General features: G+C 36.7%; 15 protein-coding genes and 1 tRNA gene. 8 read left to right on the top strand and 8 right to left on the bottom strand.

Going from position 1 to position 18,941, the window contains the following annotated elements:
* Positions 1 to 141 precede the first annotated feature (141 nt).
* From DLK05_RS06165 to DLK05_RS06155, 3 genes are all read left to right on the top strand, one after another.
* On the top strand, positions 142 to 684 hold the full coding sequence (locus tag DLK05_RS06165) for a TlpA family protein disulfide reductase (RefSeq protein WP_209319755.1): 543 nt from the start codon (positions 142 to 144) through the stop codon (positions 682 to 684).
* A 206-nt stretch (positions 685 to 890) separates the two neighbouring features.
* Complete coding sequence (locus DLK05_RS06160; RefSeq protein WP_127343136.1) at positions 891 to 1,442, top strand: hypothetical protein; 552 nt, start codon at positions 891 to 893, stop codon at positions 1,440 to 1,442.
* An 11-nt stretch (positions 1,443 to 1,453) separates the two neighbouring features.
* Positions 1,454 to 2,263 (top strand): hypothetical protein, encoded by an 810-nt coding sequence (locus DLK05_RS06155; protein WP_127343135.1) that lies wholly within the window; start codon positions 1,454 to 1,456, stop codon positions 2,261 to 2,263.
* Positions 2,264 to 3,051: 788 nt separating this feature from the next.
* Here the strand turns inward: DLK05_RS06155 and DLK05_RS06150 are convergent.
* The 7 genes from DLK05_RS06150 to DLK05_RS06120 all read right to left on the bottom strand — a co-directional run bounded on the left by DLK05_RS06150 (position 3,052) and on the right by DLK05_RS06120 (position 14,585).
* Positions 3,052 to 4,605: a glycine--tRNA ligase gene (locus DLK05_RS06150; RefSeq protein WP_127343134.1), complete on the bottom strand. Its 1,554-nt coding sequence runs from the start codon at positions 4,603 to 4,605 to the stop codon at positions 3,052 to 3,054.
* 166 nt (positions 4,606 to 4,771) lie between these two features.
* Positions 4,772 to 5,020 (bottom strand): DUF4834 family protein, encoded by a 249-nt coding sequence (locus tag DLK05_RS06145; protein WP_127343133.1) that lies wholly within the window; start codon positions 5,018 to 5,020, stop codon positions 4,772 to 4,774.
* A gap of 550 nt (positions 5,021 to 5,570) precedes the next feature.
* Positions 5,571 to 7,043 carry a DUF5723 family protein gene (locus DLK05_RS06140; RefSeq protein ID WP_127343132.1) on the bottom strand — a complete coding sequence of 491 codons (1,473 nt, stop codon included), beginning with the start codon at positions 7,041 to 7,043 and terminating at the stop codon, positions 5,571 to 5,573.
* A gap of 21 nt (positions 7,044 to 7,064) precedes the next feature.
* Entirely contained in the window at positions 7,065 to 8,705 is a 1,641-nt protein-coding gene (locus tag DLK05_RS06135) for a hypothetical protein (protein WP_127343131.1), read from the bottom strand.
* A gap of 129 nt (positions 8,706 to 8,834) precedes the next feature.
* Positions 8,835 to 11,597, bottom strand: a complete 2,763-nt coding sequence (locus DLK05_RS06130) for a DUF3352 domain-containing protein (protein WP_127343130.1) — start codon at positions 11,595 to 11,597, stop codon at positions 8,835 to 8,837.
* Positions 11,598 to 11,822: 225 nt separating this feature from the next.
* A complete protein-coding gene (gene amaB / locus DLK05_RS06125; RefSeq protein ID WP_127343129.1) occupies positions 11,823 to 13,355 on the bottom strand; it encodes an L-piperidine-6-carboxylate dehydrogenase in 1,533 nt (510 codons plus the stop codon).
* A gap of 237 nt (positions 13,356 to 13,592) precedes the next feature.
* Positions 13,593 to 14,585 carry a dihydroorotate dehydrogenase-like protein gene (locus tag DLK05_RS06120; protein WP_127343128.1) on the bottom strand — a complete coding sequence of 331 codons (993 nt, stop codon included), beginning with the start codon at positions 14,583 to 14,585 and terminating at the stop codon, positions 13,593 to 13,595.
* 471 nt (positions 14,586 to 15,056) lie between these two features.
* Here DLK05_RS06120 and DLK05_RS06115 point away from each other — a divergent pair.
* The 4 genes from DLK05_RS06115 to DLK05_RS06100 all read left to right on the top strand — a co-directional run bounded on the left by DLK05_RS06115 (position 15,057) and on the right by DLK05_RS06100 (position 16,609).
* Positions 15,057 to 15,138: transfer RNA gene (locus DLK05_RS06115), tRNA-Leu, on the top strand.
* Between the two features lie 152 nt (positions 15,139 to 15,290).
* Positions 15,291 to 15,569, top strand: a complete 279-nt coding sequence (locus tag DLK05_RS06110; protein ID WP_127343127.1) for a helix-turn-helix domain-containing protein — start codon at positions 15,291 to 15,293, stop codon at positions 15,567 to 15,569.
* A gap of 3 nt (positions 15,570 to 15,572) precedes the next feature.
* A complete protein-coding gene (locus tag DLK05_RS06105; protein ID WP_209319754.1) occupies positions 15,573 to 15,848 on the top strand; it encodes a HipA N-terminal domain-containing protein in 276 nt (91 codons plus the stop codon).
* A gap of 95 nt (positions 15,849 to 15,943) precedes the next feature.
* Positions 15,944 to 16,609, top strand: a complete 666-nt coding sequence (locus DLK05_RS06100) for a hypothetical protein (RefSeq protein ID WP_127343126.1) — start codon at positions 15,944 to 15,946, stop codon at positions 16,607 to 16,609.
* A gap of 520 nt (positions 16,610 to 17,129) precedes the next feature.
* Here DLK05_RS06100 and DLK05_RS17480 read toward each other — a convergent pair.
* Positions 17,130 to 17,273 (bottom strand): hypothetical protein, encoded by a 144-nt coding sequence (locus tag DLK05_RS17480; protein ID WP_209319753.1) that lies wholly within the window; start codon positions 17,271 to 17,273, stop codon positions 17,130 to 17,132.
* A 441-nt stretch (positions 17,274 to 17,714) separates the two neighbouring features.
* Here DLK05_RS17480 and DLK05_RS06095 point away from each other — a divergent pair, with 441 nt between their 5' ends.
* Complete coding sequence (locus DLK05_RS06095) at positions 17,715 to 18,455, top strand: DUF6261 family protein (protein ID WP_127343125.1); 741 nt, start codon at positions 17,715 to 17,717, stop codon at positions 18,453 to 18,455.
* The last annotated feature ends 486 nt before the right edge of the window (positions 18,456 to 18,941 follow it).

The following is an 18,941-nucleotide window of genomic DNA, read 5'->3' as shown; positions in this document are numbered from 1 at the left end:
TATCAGATTTAATGAAGGTAAACTTTTTGGAAGGCCTATAATTACCGATAATTTTATAGTATGAGAAGAATTGTTTTATTTGTGTTCGTTTTGGTGATGTTTAATTCTTGTGGTTTTATAATAAATCCAAGATATGTTAATATGTCAAAAAAAACACAATCAAAGTATAATGTTCCAAAATTAACAGAATCAAAGCATTTATTTCGGGAAAGTGGTCCTTATGAAATTTATAGCACAACTGTTAAAAGCACAAGGGATCTAATAAAGGAATCAGATAAACCATACAGTCTTCTAGTATTTTATGCACATTGGTGTGCACCCTGCCATAAAAATATGCCAATACTAAATAAATTTGATCTGCATAATAAGGACTCTATTAATTTAATCTTTATTTCATCATCCGATTGGTTAGAAAAGGATAGGGAAATTGATTATTTAAGAAAGTATAAGGTTAGAAATAAAATTTCGCTTATTATTGATTATAAAGAGTATGGTAGTGAGTTTATGAATTGGAATCGCATAAGTAATTTTATTCATGATTTAGTACCACAAGAGGATACGCAATACCAGTTATCGAATATCGGGTTACCTCATTATATGTTGTTTAATAATAGGGGGGAATTATTGCTGGAAACAGGGGCTCCTTTTGATATAGAAAAATATGAGAATTTAATAAGATTCTAAAAACAAAAAAGAGGGTGTTCAAAACAGGACATCCTCTGCTTCTTTTTATTGCAGACAAGAAAGGTGTTTGAAAGGTAGCCTCGATCTTTTTTACTTCTGTTTTTTGGATGAATCAAAAAAAATGAAGTCGGGTTTGGGCGAAGCGCCAATTTTGTAGGACAATATTGATTATTAATTAAAAATCATTTCAATTTAAAAGAACAAAAATGAAAATCACAAATTTATTATTAGCAGCCATCTTTCTTAGTGCTTTATTGCCATCGTGCAGTAAGGATAAGGATCAGACCTATGGTCCGGAGTATGAAATAAATGACATAGAACTGAATGCAGATTATCTGGACAGGGATACTATTCCAGCCAAATTATTTGCCATGCAACTAGTATTAAAATCGGATAATAAATATGCTGCGGAATATGGTCTTAATCCACTCCTGAAAAGTAAAATAGCAGCTATTAAGGTAACTGTTCTCACCGATGGGATGCATCCTGCGATAGCAAAGGATAATGATGTTTCCCGGTTTTTTCTGATTGATGATTGGGGATACCATCATAATTTGTATCAAACAATTCCGCAGTATATAGAGCAAGGAGAAATAAAATCGCTCTCGCCGGTTTTATATTTTACCGATCAAATGGCGCTTGCTCCAAACTCCGAAACAATAATAACCGATACCATCGCCCTTGCCTTTAGAGTTGAATTAAAACTAAAGAATAACCAAGTTTTCAGCGATCAGGATAGTATCGTTCTCATTCCCTAATATCTAATATCATGCTAAATAATTATAAAATCATTTCTATACTTGTGTTTCTATTATTCGCTCCTCATTTTTTGGCACAAGCTCAGGACAATCAGCTTAAATGGGGATTGAGTTCACAAATTAAGGCTCGTGTTTTGGGGCAGTCTAAAGAAGGCGAAGATATCACATTGAATAATAAACAAGCAATTACAATTGGTGCATTCTTCAATTACAAGGATATGGAAGCCAATCTTGAGCTTATGACAAAAACGGTGAATCTTGATTTGCGGTATTTTGTACAGAAAAATGTATTTGTTTCCTTCGAAGGAAAGTGGGATGTAACTGATTTTGAAATCGACAATACCGGAAAAGGCTATTACAATTATTATTCTGGAGATAAAGTGAATGTGTATAGCTATCAGGCCGGATTGGGTTATGCAAATACCATTTTATCCCGCTTATATTTTCGGGGATCGGTGTTGGCCGGACTTATTCACAGTTCTAAAGAATCTGAGACTGAGATGCTGTACGGCGATTATAATTCAAACTTGAGGACACAAAAAACAGAGACCTATCAATTAAAACCATCATTTCTTTATGGCGCATCGGTGCAGCTGGAATGGTTGCCTAATCCATCAAAACACAAATTACGCGCTTTGATACCTTTTGTTCATCTAGGCATTACCGGAAATCATTCCAGTAGAGTTTACAGAGAAGTAAGCATCGAGGAATGGGTGCCTGGTAATGTAGTTTATAACGAAGCCAATCGTCCGAATGACAGACTTTACGATTTGTTTGATGTGGATTTTAAGATCGGCTTAAAGGTTTATCTTAATAGATAGAAGATCAATTGAAAAAAATGGCGGGAGTTAATAGTAGGATCTCCATGCCATCTATCGATAGCGGCGCAATAGAAATCAGCAAAAGAAAAACAGCCCGCCAATTGGTTTGAGTCTGAAACACCCATAAAATGGACCTTCCCGCATTTGCGGAAGCTCAAGTCAACATCAGGATAGCACTCCGCGCAAGCGTGGGAGCTCAAGTCAACATTGGCGCGATAGCAAACGCATGCGCGGGAGCTCATCCCGACATTTATTTAGGCTCCCACGCATGCGCGGAGTGCTAAGTCACGATTGACTTGGCTTCCTGCAATCCTGCGGACCTCATCCGGATTGTGACTTGAGCTCAAACAGTTGAGGGGAATGCCATTCCACAATTAAAGTGCTTCCACGCGCATGCGGGACACTGTTTCCCAAACGTGGGATGGCTTCGTGCAGTTGGGGGATGCCCATCCGGATTGTGACTTGGCTTCGCGCAGTTGAGGGGAGCTTAAAATCAATATTCCAGACTAAAATATCATACAATTTAGTTAATCCAGAAGCCTGAAGGGCTCATATACCAGGACTAATGGCATCGCCTCTAGTATAACAAAATGGTAAATCATCAGGCAGAAGGTCTGGAATATATCAGGCCTTAGCCTGAATTAAGCGTGGAACATAAATACCAGTGGCATCGCCAAATGGCCGCGATGCTGGAGATACCGCTGCTATGAAATACTGAACAGCATCCGATTGTCATGAAGAATGGCCATCCTCAGCGAGAATGGCCATTTACTATCTGTGAAAACAGTCTATTTCAATTTCTTAAATAGCTCTTTCAAGCTCACTTGTTCTTTCAAAATTTCGTATAGTTTTGAGATTTCCACACGTTCCTGTTCCATACTGTCGCGATGACGAATGGTAACCGTATTGTCTTCTAAGGACTGATGATCAACAGTCACACAGAAAGGAGTTCCGATGGCATCCTGGCGACGGTAGCGTTTACCGATAGAGTCTTTCTCGTCGTATTGGCAGTTAAAGTCGAATTTTAACTCGTTAATGATTTCACGAGCTTTTTCAGGAAGTCCGTCTTTTCTCACCAAAGGCATTACTGCTAATTTCACAGGAGCAAGTGCTGTTGGTAATTTCAATACTACTCGTTCGTCTACTTTTCCATTTTCTTTTTCGATTTTCTCTTCGGTGTAAGCCTCTGAAATAATCTGAAGGAACATACGATCTACTCCAATCGAAGTTTCGATTACGTAAGGCACATAGCTCTTGTTCAGTTCAGGATCGAAATATTGAATTTTTTTACCCGAGAAGTCCTGATGCTGGTTCAAGTCGAAATCGGTACGGGAGTGAATTCCTTCCACTTCCTTAAATCCGAATGGGAATTTGAACTCTATGTCGGTAGCAGCATTTGCATAATGCGCCAACTTATCGTGATCGTGGAAACGGTATTTATCTTCGGAAAAGCCAAGAGCTTTGTGCCAGCTCATACGGGTTTCTTTCCACTTGTCGAACCATTTCATTTCCTCGCCCGGACGAACAAAGAATTGCATTTCCATCTGCTCAAATTCGCGCATGCGGAAGATAAACTGGCGGGCAACAATCTCGTTTCTAAAAGCTTTACCTATCTGAGCAATTCCGAAAGGAATCTTCATACGACCGGTTTTCTGCACATTCAGGTAGTTTACAAAGATACCCTGAGCCGTTTCGGGACGAAGGTAAATTTTATTGCTTCCATCAGCAGTAGAACCCATATCGGTAGAAAACATCAAATTGAACTGACGAACATCTGTCCAGTTTTTGCTACCGGAAATAGGGCAGGCAATTTCGTAATCGAGGATGATTTGTTTTAGTTCGTTCAAGTCGTTTTTGTCCAATGCATCCACAAAACGTTGGTGAACGGTATCTATTTTTTCCTGATTTGCTTTTACTCTGGGATTGGTAGATTTGAATTCCGCCTCATCGAAAGCATCTCCAAATCTTTTCTTGGCTTTGGCAACTTCCTTTTCAATCTTGGTCTCGAATTTCGCCATCAAATCCTCAATTAAAACATCAGCACGGTAACGTTTTTTAGAGTCTTTATTATCAATCAATGGATCATTAAAAGCGTCTACGTGGCCCGAGGCTTTCCAAATGGTTGGATGCATAAAAATTGCAGAGTCGAGACCAACAACATTTTCGTGAAGCAGCACCATGGAATCCCACCAATATTTTTTGATGTTGTTTTTCAATTCAACACCCATTTGTCCGTAATCATAGACTGCACTTAATCCGTCGTAAATCTCTGACGATTGGAAAACAAAACCATATTCTTTACAATGGGCAACCAGTTTCTTGAAAACATCTTCCTGAGCCATAAAATTTTCTATTTTGAGTTTTAATTAAAATTCTGGAATAATCATTTGGTCTTTTAAACTGAAAATCAAGCTATCCAAATAATAAATTTAAGAAGCAAAAATACGAAAAAATGCCAATTAGCAAGCTTGTGCATTGGCAATTTAGCGAATTGGCAGATCTAAAAATCTACTCGTCAACTTCCTCGAAATCTACATAGTCACCAATATCCTTTTTGTTTGGATTTCCATGATTTTCCGTTGATTGATCTATGGTGACTTCGCCTTCCTTTTTTGTTTGTTCTTTCTGCTGTTGATCTGCTTTCTCTTGCATTTTGTCAAAAGTCTTTTGCACCAAAAAAGGAAACAATGCCCGAAAGATAATTTTCAACAGGTAATAGATTCCGACAGCAATAATAATAAATTTCAATAATCCCATAATACTAACTTTTGAAAGGCAAAGATAGAATATAGTCTTGAAAAGTCTAAATGCTTAAAAGTCGAAATGTTTTCAATTCAAAATTTACTGAAGATGATAGTTTATAGAATGGTTTTTTGAGAAGTTCTAATATCCTGATCAAAGCAATTGGAAAAAAGAGGAAGGCTTTGCTGAAAATACCAAAGCTTTGATAAAAAGATCAAAGCAATTGGAAAAAAGAGGAAAGCTTTGCTGAAAATACCAAAGCTTTGATAAAAATATCAAAGCAACTGGAAAAAAAAGGAAAGCTTTGCTGGAATCACCAAAGTTTTTATAAAAATATCAAAGCAATCCTTTTTTTTATCAAACTTTTGATTGAATCAGTAAGTACATTCCTGAAATTATAAAAGCGTTTATGCTTTTCCATAAAAAACAGAAGTAAAAAAGATAAAGGTCACATCTAAAATATTTCAGTCTAAACAAAAAGGACCATCCCGAAGGACAGTCCTGAATTTGAATTGATGTAAATAATACCCTATTTAATAACAGAGTAAGCTAAAGTTAAAGCCTTTTATTTATATAAAGGCTTCTTTTTATTCTTTCTTTCCTCTTCGAACGAGCAGGAGTTTTTTGCTATTGTTTTATTCCTGCATCCAAATAAGAAATTGAATCCAAAGCGAATATTTGCCAATCGGGCACTATTGGGATGAATAGCTGCCATTACATTGTCGCTGATCACATAAAACTGCAATGGACCCGCCTTGGTGGCTAAGCCAAATCCCAAATTGTTATATGAATTGTTGGCTACAGTATAACTAAGACTGGTACTTAGGTTTCTGAAAAAACGTGCATTTGCCGAAAAGCTAAGTGATGATTGAATCTTTCCATTGAAAATTTCGGTGCGACTTAAAGCACCTAAATTCACTCTTTTTCCAATCTGATGGGTACCTCCCAAATAGATTTTTGTAGGCAAACCAACCGAGTAAGCATCTGTTTTATCCGATACCTTAAACTGATCTACAATAGAATCAGTTAAATCGTTAAAAACATCTTCTATTTCGCGATAGTTGGGATCATTGGAATTACCGGATTGCGACCAGTCTGCTCCATTCCAGGTAAAAGAACCATCTTGCGTGAACTCATATCCATTGCTCTTCCATTTTATAGCACCAATATCGAGTATACTAGCGTATAAATTGGTTTTTTTATCCATTTGGTAGATAATTCCAAGATCTAAAGCAAAACCTTTGTTATCCGTATTTAAAAAGAAATTGGAATCGTAGTCGTTGCCATCAATGTTGATATCATTAACAAATCCCTGAGAATCTGTTCCAACCTGATTGATAGGAAGCGAAACTCTAAGGCGTTGTCTCGATTTTAGAATTACTTCGTCGCCACTTTTAGAGGTGAAAACCGACATATCCGAATCTTCCATATGCATATTGGCAATACCGAAAAGTACTTTCCCTTTTACGCCCACAGTCCATTTGCTGTTCACTTTTTTCGAAATACCCAGGGCAATTTCATGATAATAAGTACCATCTAAACCCAAACCACCCCAATTCGATGTTCTTCCTCTCGAATCGTAGTTCCCATCTTTAAGAAAGGTCATCAGCTCCTTATCGAAACTAAAGCGACTATCTTCTTTTTCAATCACATCCAAGGTGAAATAATAATCTTTGGCTTTAATTCCCAGGGCAAATAAAGTAAGTTCCAGTTGCTCATTCACAAAGTTGGTAGTTTTTAGTGCATCGTGAAAACCATTTACATCTACCACCAGCGAGTCTTTTCTGATACCAGTACCATCGGTAATAATATTGTTATAAGCAAAACTGCTGTTGCTGTAATTCAGATAAATGGAACTAAGAGCGGGAAATCCGACAAAAACCTTACAATCGGGCTGTATTGCCGGATTAACTTGGTTCGATTGCGGAACATTCTGCATAAAATACAGCGTATTATTCATTTTTTGTGCCGACGCTGAGAAAATCAGGAATAAAGAAATAATTCCTGAGAGACTTATTTTTTGAAATGATTTTATCATGGTAAAGAATCTGATAGTGGGTTAGTTATTTACATCAATTTGTGCTTGAACCGAGATGGTGAAACTTAGTTCATAGTCTCCTTTTAATTTCACAGGTTCTGTTCCATTTCCAGTGGTTTTTACACTTGCGTTGATAATGATGTTTCTGGTCTGATTCAGGTGTTCAATTTGTGTTTGAGATAATTGAACCTCATGAGAAATCTCCTGAATTTTACTTTCGTCTACTTCTCCTTGCTGATCTCCTGATGTGAATACTGCGGCAGCATCAATTACCTTATTGTCTGTAATAGAATCAATCTTGTTATACGATGCATCTGCCAGGTAAATTTTATCGATGCTAACAGCTAGAGGGAATCCATTTTTAGCAGTAATTACTGCAGCAGCATTCATAATTTTATCTGCATCACTAATATCGATGCTGGTAATGGTATCCCGAATCATTAAATTGGTGGCTGAAAAATCTAAAGGAATATCAATTTCGAGATCCACATCAATTGCCGAGTTGTTGGTGATAATATTCGGAGAAGTTGGAATATCTACGGCATTGGGGTTTAGAGCTACACTACCCGAATATTCCAATCTGTCGGAAGGAGGCAATGCCATTAAGTTTACAATCTCGGAATTGTTTTTGTCATAAATCACAGTATCGGCAATACCGCTGGTAACTTCGGCATTGGTTTTTGGATAATTGGGTTGAAGCGGAGCGGGATTCAATGCCTGAGTATTACCATCAGTACTATAACCTGTGATATTCGCATTGATTTCGAAAGGTACTCCTGCCGAATTCTGCATGTACAATTTAATCTTTGGGTCTGCAAATTGATAATCTCCTTCTATATCATCCCAAAAATCTACATTCATATCGATATTTCCATTTCCGATATTTAAATTTTGTTTTCCAAAGTCTCCCTTTGCCAGGATAAAATCGATAGTCTGCACCTGGTATTGTATGTTCAGATTTCCAGAACCGTTGATAGTTCCTCCATTGTCTAATATCTGACCAGCGAATTGAATATCTAACTCGTTGTTGGGGGAGTAGGGTGTGTTAAAATCGAGGTGAACTCCCGTTAAATCAAGTGTTTCTACCTGATTGGTTGCACCTGCTAATATTTTATAGGTTTGGCTTACCACGTTTCCGTTAATGCTTGCATCTGGTAATGTGATACTCAAATCAACATCAGCATTTAATGGATTGGTGAAAGTAAACTGCATGTTGGTATTCAAATCCATTTCTGATAAAATCACTCCGCTTTGTCCGGTTTGCACCTGAATTTTATCAGCTGTAGCAGGAATATTAATGGGAGTTGGTAGTGCTAAATTTGGAGGAAGAGTAATATTAAAACTATTGGATATTTGTGCCGGGAATGTTAAAACGTCCACTGCATTATAGGTGAATATATTTGCTTCGAGATGTCGAATATGAAGGTATCCTTTGTTGTCGAGAATAATGGTTTGATCTAAAGGATTTGTTTCGTGCTGATTCAATAAATACCACAAGGAGTAGGTTCCATATCCTACCGGAACAATCATATTGGGAGTCCAGTCCACATTGTCTGAAAGTCTGTTGAAGTCGTAATCATCGTTATTAAAGCAAGAATGTAACGAAAAGCTTATCACACCTGTGAGTAGGAATAGGAGTACGATTTGTAATTTGGTTTTCATATCTATATTGTTTTATTTGATCATTTTCCGGATTATAATTCCTTAATTTTTGGAATACAAAAAAAAGAAAGAATTCATCCTAATACAATAATTAGCAAGACGAATTAATTCTATTCTTTGATAAATGGTCTATTGTACGGTGTAGTTCAAAAGGAAGTTACGGTTATCACCAACATATAAATTAAAAGATTTATCCTTTGTTTTGGAGAATCCAATGGAGAATTCCGTATTGCCTTTTAGAGGAAATCCACGATGAATATTTCCTTTTAGGTCAAGCAGATAAATTTTATTTTCATTTTGGAGACAAACACCAATTTCAATGTTTCTTCTGGAGAATAGATATACATTTGGTCGAAAGCTGATTCCGGAATCAAATTTCTTCTCTAAGATTTGTTTACCATCCTGATTGAATACTTTTAAAAAGTTGTAATCGGCAAACAAATATTCATTTTTCCCATCGGCATTTAAATCATCAGCAATAAAGTAGTGAGCCCCGGATAATTGAGTGAATGTTTTTTTCTGCACTTTGCCATTAAAAAAACAATAATAAATTGTTCCGCTACTATCGGTAGTAACCAGATGCGCGGGAATCGAAGTATGTTGTTTTTCAAGATAGAAGGGATTGTTTTCTGATTTGGAGAATTGCTCCTTAAGTTTCACTCTTTCCTGTCCCTTGCGATTAAGAATATAAACGCGATACTTATCAGCATACACGATATAGTCTTTATTTTTCACCCGAAAATGTTGCACTTCGCAGTTAATAGGATTTTCGGTCTTAGCCGGATTCCATCCTTTAACAAGCTTTCCTTCTTTGCTGTAGGCATATACTTTTTGATTCTTACAAGGAATAAATATTCTGTAATTTCTATTCTTGTCGTAATCGAATACAGAAATACCACGGGCAGCTTCAGCCTTTAACCGGACAGGATAATTTTTTACGTTGTTACCATTCCTGTCGATTAATTGCAATCTGTTTTTGGTAGCAAAAAGGTATTGTAACTTGTTATTCTTGAAATAATCGATTTGAACTACTTGTCCGATAATTGCTGAATTGAGTTGTTTCTTCCACAGAATCCGACCTTCCGGATTGATTAAATAGACTAGATTATTAACATCCTGAATCAGGATTTCATTTTCCTTTGTGTAATGATTTTTTACGAGAAAAGGTTTGTGCAAAAAATTAGTATCCAGACGGGATTCCCATTCTGTTTGCGGTGCAAGTTCTACAACAGGATCATATTCAATAAATAAATTGTTGTAGATGAGATTGCGATTGGAACTTAACTGAAGGCCTACTGCCTGAAATTTGTTGATACTCTCTTTGTGTGTTTTTATTTCGTTTTGAAGTTCGGTATTTAGGAAGCTTGATACAAAATGATTTGCTTTTGGTGTAGAGGCGTAAAAATAGAAATTGGCTTTATTGGAAAGAAATTCTTTATTTTCCTGGTAGCACTCATTGCTAGCCAGCGTTTTTCCCAAAACAGATTCCTTGATAAATGCGGATAAAGCGCTTATGCTAGGTCCCATAACCAAATAATTATCAATAAATGTGAAATATGCAGACGAAGCATCGGTAAAAAAGCTGCCGAATAATTTTTCAGGAATTTTATCCTCTGGCAAACGGTAAATATCAAAATTGGTTTCGCCATCTAAATGATAAGTTCGCTTATAGTAGGATAGGGTGCGTTGTTGTTTTTTCGCGAAACCAAGTATCATTTTTATCAATTTCTCCTTGGCAATACTGGCACTCTTTGTTCGGATGATCGTAAAGCGATCATGGGAACTATTTGCAGAAAAAGCTAGTCCAACTTCATTATAAATAAGAGAGTAGATGATTTCCTCGATGTCAGAACCAGTCTTTTTCTTGATTTGATTAATCTTTTTAAGATATTCCGAAAGCTGCCCCATTTGGTCCAGAAACTTGCGATATTTCCCTTTGTGTAATAATGGATCATTCATTCCCAGAATGGCAATCATGCTTGTACTGGCAGGTAATATAGATTCCATTTCCATTTTAACAGGTTCCTGCTGCAGGAATAAATTCATCAAATTACCCTGTTGTGGATCGCTATAAGTAAATCCGTTCAGCAGAACAATACGATTCCTAAAGTTTAGATCTAACTCCGACCAGTTGGCGAGGTTGGTATAGTTGCGGATAAAACTACTATATTTTTTATTGAGAGAGAAGGAGATTTGCTTAGGGAATGTTTTCAGGTTGAGGAAAATATTAGCATCTACATTTTTGCCAATGGTTCTTCGAATCTGTTCAAAACCTTTTAATTTGGAAATAGAATTGTCGGTACTTACCTGTCGGATTGAATTTTCTAACAATAGTATCGAACGACTGGCTAAAAATAATCCTTTCGAGAAAGCAAAATGAATCCCTTTTGAGTTTTTGTCTAAGGATGAAATACTATATACAGTAGCATCATGATAATTTTTTTCCTGTATCGATCGTTCCGGACCTACAAGGTTGATGATAGAGTTCTGGATTTTCTTTTTTTCCAGATAATCCATAACGGGAAGAATGTATAGATATTCTATATCGTTTTTACCTTGCAAATGGCTTGCCATGGTCAGAGAACGATTCAAAGTAATCGAATGATCAGAATCAAATTGATCCACTAAACTATCGATATAAGCAAGATTTTGGTTGATTTTATCAATTTTGTCGAATTTGCTCAACTCTTTCCATGCACCGGTATTGTTTTCCAAATTGGCAATTAGTTTTTCCAGACTTTCAAATTGGATAATCATTTCGGAATTAACGGGAACTGCTGAAAAGGGATCTACTCCTTTATATTCTTTTTGCTTTTGAAAGTATAGATAACCAAGGACAATAAAGGCAAGTAGCACTAGAATAACAATGGAGGTCAGAATTTTTCGTAACATGGTCAAATAATTGCGTGGTATAGTAATAGATCAAAATTAACAATTAATCGAGCGTTTAAAAAATATAACAAAGGTTTAAGAAAAATGATTAGCTAAATCCTTAAATCAAGCATTTCCACGAACAGATACAACAGCCTTTTGCAATTTATTTTTAGGCAAAGAAAAACCCCGACTTTTGCCGGGGTTAACTCAAAAAAACTAGCGTAAAAAGAAAAAATCAGGTGTTTATAAATCAAATTTAATTCCTTGTGCTAATGGCAATTCCTCCCCATAGTTAATGGTATTGGTTTGGCGCCGCATATAGGTTTTCCATGCATCAGATCCGGATTCACGGCCACCGCCTGTTTCCTTCTCTCCACCAAATGCGCCACCAATTTCAGCGCCTGAAGTACCGATATTTACATTTGCTATTCCACAATCACTTCCAACCGAGGAAAGAAAGGTTTGTGCTTCGCGAACATTTAAAGTGAAAATAGCCGATGATAATCCCTGAGGAACATCATTGTGCAATTGAATGGCTTCCTCTAAGGTGCTGTATTTAATTAGATAGAGTACCGGCACGAAAGACTCATCCTGAACAATTTGCCAGTGATTTTCTACTTCACAGAAACTTGGAATTACATAATTTCCGCCTAGAGTTTTATCTCCAAATACAATTTTACCTCCTGCCTTTTTCACCTCGGATAAAGCTCTTTGATAGATTGCTACAGCATTTGCGTCAATTACTGGTCCCACTAGTGTTTTCTCATCTAATGGATTACCAATTTTGCCTTCTACCTGTTTATAGGCATTCAATAATCTGGTTTTTACATCCTCATAGATACTCTCGTGTATAATTAATCGGCGGGTTGAAGTACAACGTTGCCCGGCAGTTCCTACCGATCCAAATACGATTCCCGGAACGGCCATATCTAAATCAGCTGAGGGAGCAATGATTATTGCATTGTTCCCACCTAATTCGGCAATGGTTCTGCCCAAGCGCGCACCAACTTTTTCAGCTACTCTTTTTCCTATAGCTGTAGATCCGGTAACCGAAATAAGAGGAACACGTTTATCCTCAATAAAATTATCACCCATCACGGATGATTTGGCAACCACCAAATTGAATACTCCTTCCGGAACATTATTTTCCTTTAATACTTTCTGAATAATTTTCTGACAGGCAATAGCACATAAAGGTACTTTAGAGCTAGGTTTCCAGATGATAACATCGCCGCAAACAGCAGCCAACATTGCATTCCAAGCCCAAACAGCTACCGGGAAATTGAATGAGGAAATCACACCAACAATTCCTAGTGGATGATATTGATCCATCATTTTATGATTGGGACGCTCGGAGTGCATAGTAAATCCGTAAAGCATACGCGATTGACCGACAGCAAAATCGCAGATGTCAATCATTTCCTGCACTTCGCCTAATCCTTCCTGATATATTTTTCCCATTTCCAGGGTTACCAATTTCCCCAAATCTTCTTTAGCATCACGCAAAGCATTTCCTATTTGGCGAACAATCTCCCCTCTTTTAGGAGCAGGCATTTTCTTCCATACGGGAAAAGCTTCCTGAGCCTTTTGCAGTATTTTCTCATAATCATCCCGATCAGCATTCTGTACTTTTGCGATAAGAGATCCATCGATAGGAGAATAGGATTCGCTTACCAAACCTTTACATTCGAACCAATCGGTTCCGGTGGTAGCACCTTGATTCATGGTCTCAATTCCTAATCGTTTCAGGCTTTCCTGCACTCCGTAATCTTTCATGATGTAATATGTTTTAGTTTTTCGAATGCCTGCTTTGGAATTCGAAAAGTAGTTAATTGTTATATTTTTTAAATCTGTCAGAACAATATACTGAATGAAGGTATTTTACCCTATGATATTTATCATGTGACACATCGTTATGAGTAAGAAAAAACCCGAATCAATTGCTTAATTCGGGTTTTTGTATCATTGATTAATTTTATCTGAGAATTTAACTGAATTTCTTTTGGAGAGTTTCTATTCTACAAAGTTTCTAAAATGTTTCATGAATTGAACTCTTTCAAAAGCAGCAGGATCGTTCGATTTAGTCTGGCTTAACTTGCCTTTAAAATCACGAATGCTCTTAAATCCTTGTTCCGACATCCAAGAATATATCTCTTTGTTAAGAATATCTATATACTCAGAACCATTCTTATAAAGAATAGAGGCAATTTGAACGGCATCAGCTCCAGCGAGAATACTCTTAATAATACTCTCCGAGGTATGCATTCCTGTTGTTGCGGCAAGAGAACAGTTCACTCGTTCCGACATGATTCCGATCCATCGTAAAGAGTTTTTGTAGTCATCTGCGTTCGATAAAATATGACCGCTGGTTACGCTTAGGTTGTGAATATCAAAATCAGGAGTATAGAAACGATTAAACATTACGATACCATCCACTTTTAAATCGTCTAATCGCTTTATTGTATTGGCAAGATTGGAGTGATACGGACTTATTTTAAGTGCAACAGGAATGGCAACTTGTTCCTTTACTGTTTTTAATACATCAATATAGATTTGTTCATTCTCTTCCCCCGTTCGATTCATATCGGTAGGCAATACGAATAAGTTCACTTCCAGAGCATCAGCACCGGCTTTCTCAATCTCCCGGGAGAAATAAGTCCATTTTTGTGCACTTACACAATTAATACTGGCAATTATTGGAATAGAAACAGCAGCCTTTGCATCCTTGATAAATTGCAAGTACTTACGAAGGATATCCTCATGAGGCTCTTCATCCATATAATCAAATGTTTCAGGATAAATAAAAGGACGATTGGTCATGGCATGGATTTTTTCTTCCATTTCCATGATGATCTCTTCTTCGAATAAAGATTTTAGAACTACAGCACCTGCACCATTGGCTTCCAACTCTTTGATTTTTGCAATAGAATCCGTTAAACCTGAACTTGCTACGATGATAGGGTTCTTTAAATCTAATCCAAGATAATTAGTTGTTAATTTAGGCATGATCGAAAAGTTTAGTTTATGTTTTGTATAATTACTTGTCTAACAAATTTAGCAGGGAATAAGTCATATTACAAATCAATAATCTTTATACTAAGATAGATATTCCTTATGGAAGGTGCAGTTTTTATAGGCAAAGAATTTATTAAGACTCCAATAAATACTTGCTCTTGGCAACAGGAAATGTGAGACTGAGAATAAATTGGAAAGACAAGATGTAAATTAGGGAAGACAAACGGGTGGGAGAATACGATTATTATTATATTCTGAATAGCCAAATATTGGAGGATGAAGGTTTACTGATAGACTGTTCTACAAGCTAAAATCGACTTAAGCGGATGGAGTTCAATGTCTACGCTACTTGTGGACATGCTTGGCTCATTTTTGCGGAGATATTTTTTTCGAAAAAAAACATAGTTTTTGTTTTGCGAGAATGAAACAAACATCTATATTTGCATCGCATTCAAAAGCAATGCCCAGGTGGCGGAATTGGTAGACGCGCTGGTCTCAAACACCAGTGGGGCAACCCGTGCCGGTTCGATCCCGGCCCTGGGTACTAAATAAAAATCCTTTCGATATTTTCGGGAGGATTTTTTTTTGTTCCAGTTGAGAAATATTATCGTGCCAATTTTGGAGTAATTCCAGTATGGTGCGATTGAGAGTTTCACAACAGTAATTGGTTAATATATTAGCTAATATTTTATCTATATGTATTCACTATCAACTACACCAACCGAAGTCAGTAAAGCATTGGCGGAACGTCATAAGACTTTGCGTAAACAATTAAATTTGTCTCAGTCTGAAATGGCAGAACGTTCAGGAGTATCATTAGGAAGCTTGAAACGTTTTGAAACTACTGGGAAAATTTCATTGGAATCACTTCTAAAACTGGCTCACTTAATGAGTCGTTTAGGAGATTTCGAAAATGTATTTCAGCTTAAAGAAGATCAATCAGGCATGGAGAGTTTATTTACTTCAAAAGATTAGGTAATGGAAGAGACTAAAAATGTATTGGTGACTCTTCTGTTGGAAGGAAAGTCCTATGAAGTGGGAGAGATGGTATTGAATAATCGTACGATATATTTTCGATATCATTCAGATTTTTTGAAGAAAGGCTTAAATATTTCCCCTATTAAGCTTCCATTTACCCAAGAAATTACAAATGCCGAAAAGGAACCATTTGATGGACTTTATGGCGTTTTTAATGATTCTTTGCCTGACGGTTGGGGAAGACTGTTATTGGATCGTTCTTTAAGTTCAAAATGAGTTGATGTCAGCGTCTTTTTCTTAGATCTAACAGCGTTTAAATTAAACGAAAACAATTATATTCGTAATACTGTTTTAAACACCGTTATGATACTATGGAGAAAAATCTAACCAATTCTAACCTTACACGTCAAAATATCCTAAATAATAAGTATGCCCTTCAGGAAGTACAACATGTAGTAGGCTTAAAAGGGGTTTTGTACGAACAAGAGTATCGTTTTACCAAAAAACAAGTGGCCGAATTCTTCGAAATAACCGAACGAACTGTCGATAATTATCTGGAGAAATATCAAAAAGAATTGACTAAAAATGGTTACGTAGTACTTAAAGGTAAGTCGCTGATTGATTACAAATTAGTCCATTCCAACATTTTTGGTAACGAAACAGATTTCGTTACCAAAACAACAGTTCTTGGAATCTTCAATTTTCGTTCCTTCCTCAATCTATCTATGTTATTAACTAACAGCGATAAAGCAAAAGAGCTTCGTAGTGTTATTTTAGATATTGTAATCGACACAATCAACAAACGAACTGGTGGTGGAACAAAATACATCAACCAGCGTGACGAAGATTTTCTTGTAAACATGCTACGTGGCGAAGATTATCGTAGAGAATTTACTGATGCTCTTCGTGATTTTGTGGATATGGGCAACTTCAAATATATGGTTTATACCGATAAAATATATAAAAGTATATTTAAAGAGAATGCTGCTGAATATCGGAAAATACTAAAATTGGAAGCTAAAGAAAATGTTAGGTAAACCATGTATAGTGAAGTGCTTGATATCATTTCCAGTTACGAAGTTGGTTTTGCCGAAATTCTAAAATCAAAATCTTTGCATCTTGGCAGAAAATTATTGTCTTCCGACTTGAGCTATTAATGGCAATAAACGGTCACGATATAGGTTTTAATGAATTCGGTATAGAATAACTAAAGTAAAAAAAGAGTAGATAAGAAATTCCAATCCCTATCCACTCCAAATTAGGACATAGGATTCATTGGAAACATAGGATTTCTCTCTTCTTTTTCTCCTGACATATTACGAAAATCTGTTAGGTGTAATAAATTTTTCACCAAGCACACCCCAACGTATCAGCCTTTAATAGGATACCACCAACTCCGGCAAATTTGCTGGTAACGAGTTCAGGCTTTCCTACAAATCCAAACATTTTATTAGGCGTGATGCACCTTGTGTCTTTATTTGGAGAACTAAAATCTAAAAATTTAGTATCAATTTTCTGCGGATTCAAATCATTAGTGAGCCAGCATGTCCCAAAAACCTAATTCTCCATTCCCGTGCTAAAGTCGATTTCACGATCGCCTTGTTTGTGATTTTCCTGTCTGTTACCGTATAGAATCGTACATCCAAGATCATCCTCGCAAAAGGAAAAGAGATCCCAAAATGCTTGGAGCTGTTTTTCCATCAGGAAAAGAGATCTCAAAATGCTTGGAACTGTTTTTCCATCAGGAAAAGAGATCCCAAAATGCTTGGAGCTGTTTTTCCATCAGGAAAGGAGATCCCAAAATACTTGGAGCTATTTTTCCATCAGGAAAATAGACCCCAAAATGCTTGGAGCTGTTTTTGCATTAGGAAGGAGCAGTAAAAATTCCTTGAAAGCCAATCTGCATAAAAAAAAGGCGAATTCAAATTTTATGGGAGCAGTTCCCACGCGATGCGAGAGGGTAAAAATTCCCTTGGAGCCAGGGTACAGTAGGAAAATACGGTTTAAATTGCCTATAAAACAAACTGTTAAAATAAATATGTAAAAAAAGTAGATTTCTTTTATTGTAAATCATAAAAATGTTATAATTTTATTACTCTGTTAACAAGAGTTGATTTTACTCATCATCAATTATTTTGAAATATGTTTGATAAAATGAATTACAAGTTGTTGCACATCAACGAGCTGTTGGGGTACTGCGACGAAATTAAAATTTTTTTACAGGCTTTAGATTTGGAAGCTTTACCCATTAAGCCATTGGTAGATAAATTTGTGTTCAATCAGGAAGAGGCTTTGGCTGCATCCAATCGTAGCAAGTCGAGCCAATACACACAATGGCTGCAGGATAAGGACCATCGCAGAGATGAATCTTTTATTGCCTTTCGCAACCTGATGGAGGCGAGTACTCATCGTAACAATGAAAGCATAGCAGCCACTGCCGATGCAATTTGTCGTATTATCCGTGGACATGGCTGGAGCCTTTATGCAGAAGGACTAAAAGTGCAATCGGCAAAAATGGCCAGCTTAATTAAGGAGTTAAACGCTGATAACTACCAAGCGTCTATAGCAAGCTTAAAAGCCAATGCGTGGTATAAAGATATGGTTGACGATAATGCGGCTTACACTCAAATGTTAGAGGAAAAGACAAGTTTAGAGGTCAGGGAAATTGATTACGATACGGAGAATATCTACAAATCGCTGCGATTGTCTTGCGACGAATTGTTCGAAACCATTTCGGTTCTTAATCGACTTGCTCCTGATTCTAAGTATACAGAAATTGCAAACTTCAGCAACGATTGTACCCACAAATACACTACAATAGTCAGAAGTCGAAAAACAAAAAAAGAAAAGGCCGATAACGAGGCGGCAGAAACAGAGGCTTAGGTAAAAAAGCAGAGGCTCCTAAAATTCTCCTGTAAACCCGCGAAAGTTTAAGAAGGGAATTGAGGGCCTCGGCTTGCTGATAAAAATACAATCTATTTTATTAGCACCAAGCTATCTTCAAAATTTTAAAAACTTTTGTTCACAGAGAATCCTCCTTTTTCAGAAAAGGGGGATTTATTTTGTTTTGTCAGCCTCGTCAGCCCGGAACAATAAAATCGTAGTCTTTTTTTTAGGGGACAGCTTGTCCTGGTGCAAAAAATTTTGTTTAGGCTCCTTTTGTTAATCCAATATTGGATACGAAATCAGCTATTCATGGGGATTTTTCCTAAAAGTGCTTTTTTAGATTCGCCTTTCGGTTAGCAAAGGAAAAACCAGGCAAAGACATTCAGATACTAACACCTTAATGAGATGGAATCAAAGCTTTTTTCTCCTGCCGCCTCAATTAGGAAAGCCTGTTTTTGTGTTGATTATTCTCGATTGAGGATA

The organism is Ancylomarina longa, assembly GCF_003996985.1.
Taxonomy (GTDB): domain Bacteria; phylum Bacteroidota; class Bacteroidia; order Bacteroidales; family Marinifilaceae; genus Ancylomarina_A; species Ancylomarina_A longa.
The sequence above is the reverse complement of the archived record's forward strand: the minus strand, read 5'-3'. Positions and strand labels throughout refer to the sequence as shown.

What these genes read in the sequence shown, in the direction of transcription:
- DLK05_RS06110 (WP_127343127.1), top strand. Translation starts at nt 15,291, where the DNA reads ATGTATTCACTATCAACTACACCAACCGAAGTCAGTAAAGCATTGGCG.
- DLK05_RS06105 (WP_209319754.1), top strand. Translation starts at nt 15,573, where the DNA reads ATGGAAGAGACTAAAAATGTATTGGTGACTCTTCTGTTGGAAGGAAAG.
- DLK05_RS06145 (WP_127343133.1), bottom strand. Translation starts at nt 5,020, where the DNA reads ATGGGATTATTGAAATTTATTATTATTGCTGTCGGAATCTATTACCTG.
- DLK05_RS06140 (WP_127343132.1), bottom strand. Translation starts at nt 7,043, where the DNA reads ATGATAAAATCATTTCAAAAAATAAGTCTCTCAGGAATTATTTCTTTA.
- DLK05_RS06120 (WP_127343128.1), bottom strand. Translation starts at nt 14,585, where the DNA reads ATGCCTAAATTAACAACTAATTATCTTGGATTAGATTTAAAGAACCCT.
- DLK05_RS06155 (WP_127343135.1), top strand. Translation starts at nt 1,454, where the DNA reads ATGCTAAATAATTATAAAATCATTTCTATACTTGTGTTTCTATTATTC.
- DLK05_RS06095 (WP_127343125.1), top strand. Translation starts at nt 17,715, where the DNA reads ATGTTTGATAAAATGAATTACAAGTTGTTGCACATCAACGAGCTGTTG.
- DLK05_RS06165 (WP_209319755.1), top strand. Translation starts at nt 142, where the DNA reads ATGTCAAAAAAAACACAATCAAAGTATAATGTTCCAAAATTAACAGAA.
- DLK05_RS06150 (WP_127343134.1), bottom strand. Translation starts at nt 4,605, where the DNA reads ATGGCTCAGGAAGATGTTTTCAAGAAACTGGTTGCCCATTGTAAAGAA.
- amaB (WP_127343129.1), bottom strand. Translation starts at nt 13,355, where the DNA reads ATGAAAGATTACGGAGTGCAGGAAAGCCTGAAACGATTAGGAATTGAG.
- DLK05_RS06100 (WP_127343126.1), top strand. Translation starts at nt 15,944, where the DNA reads ATGGAGAAAAATCTAACCAATTCTAACCTTACACGTCAAAATATCCTA.
- DLK05_RS06135 (WP_127343131.1), bottom strand. Translation starts at nt 8,705, where the DNA reads ATGAAAACCAAATTACAAATCGTACTCCTATTCCTACTCACAGGTGTG.
- DLK05_RS17480 (WP_209319753.1), bottom strand. Translation starts at nt 17,273, where the DNA reads ATGGAAAAACAGCTCCAAGCATTTTGGGATCTCTTTTCCTTTTGCGAG.
- DLK05_RS06160 (WP_127343136.1), top strand. Translation starts at nt 891, where the DNA reads ATGAAAATCACAAATTTATTATTAGCAGCCATCTTTCTTAGTGCTTTA.
- DLK05_RS06130 (WP_127343130.1), bottom strand. Translation starts at nt 11,597, where the DNA reads ATGTTACGAAAAATTCTGACCTCCATTGTTATTCTAGTGCTACTTGCC.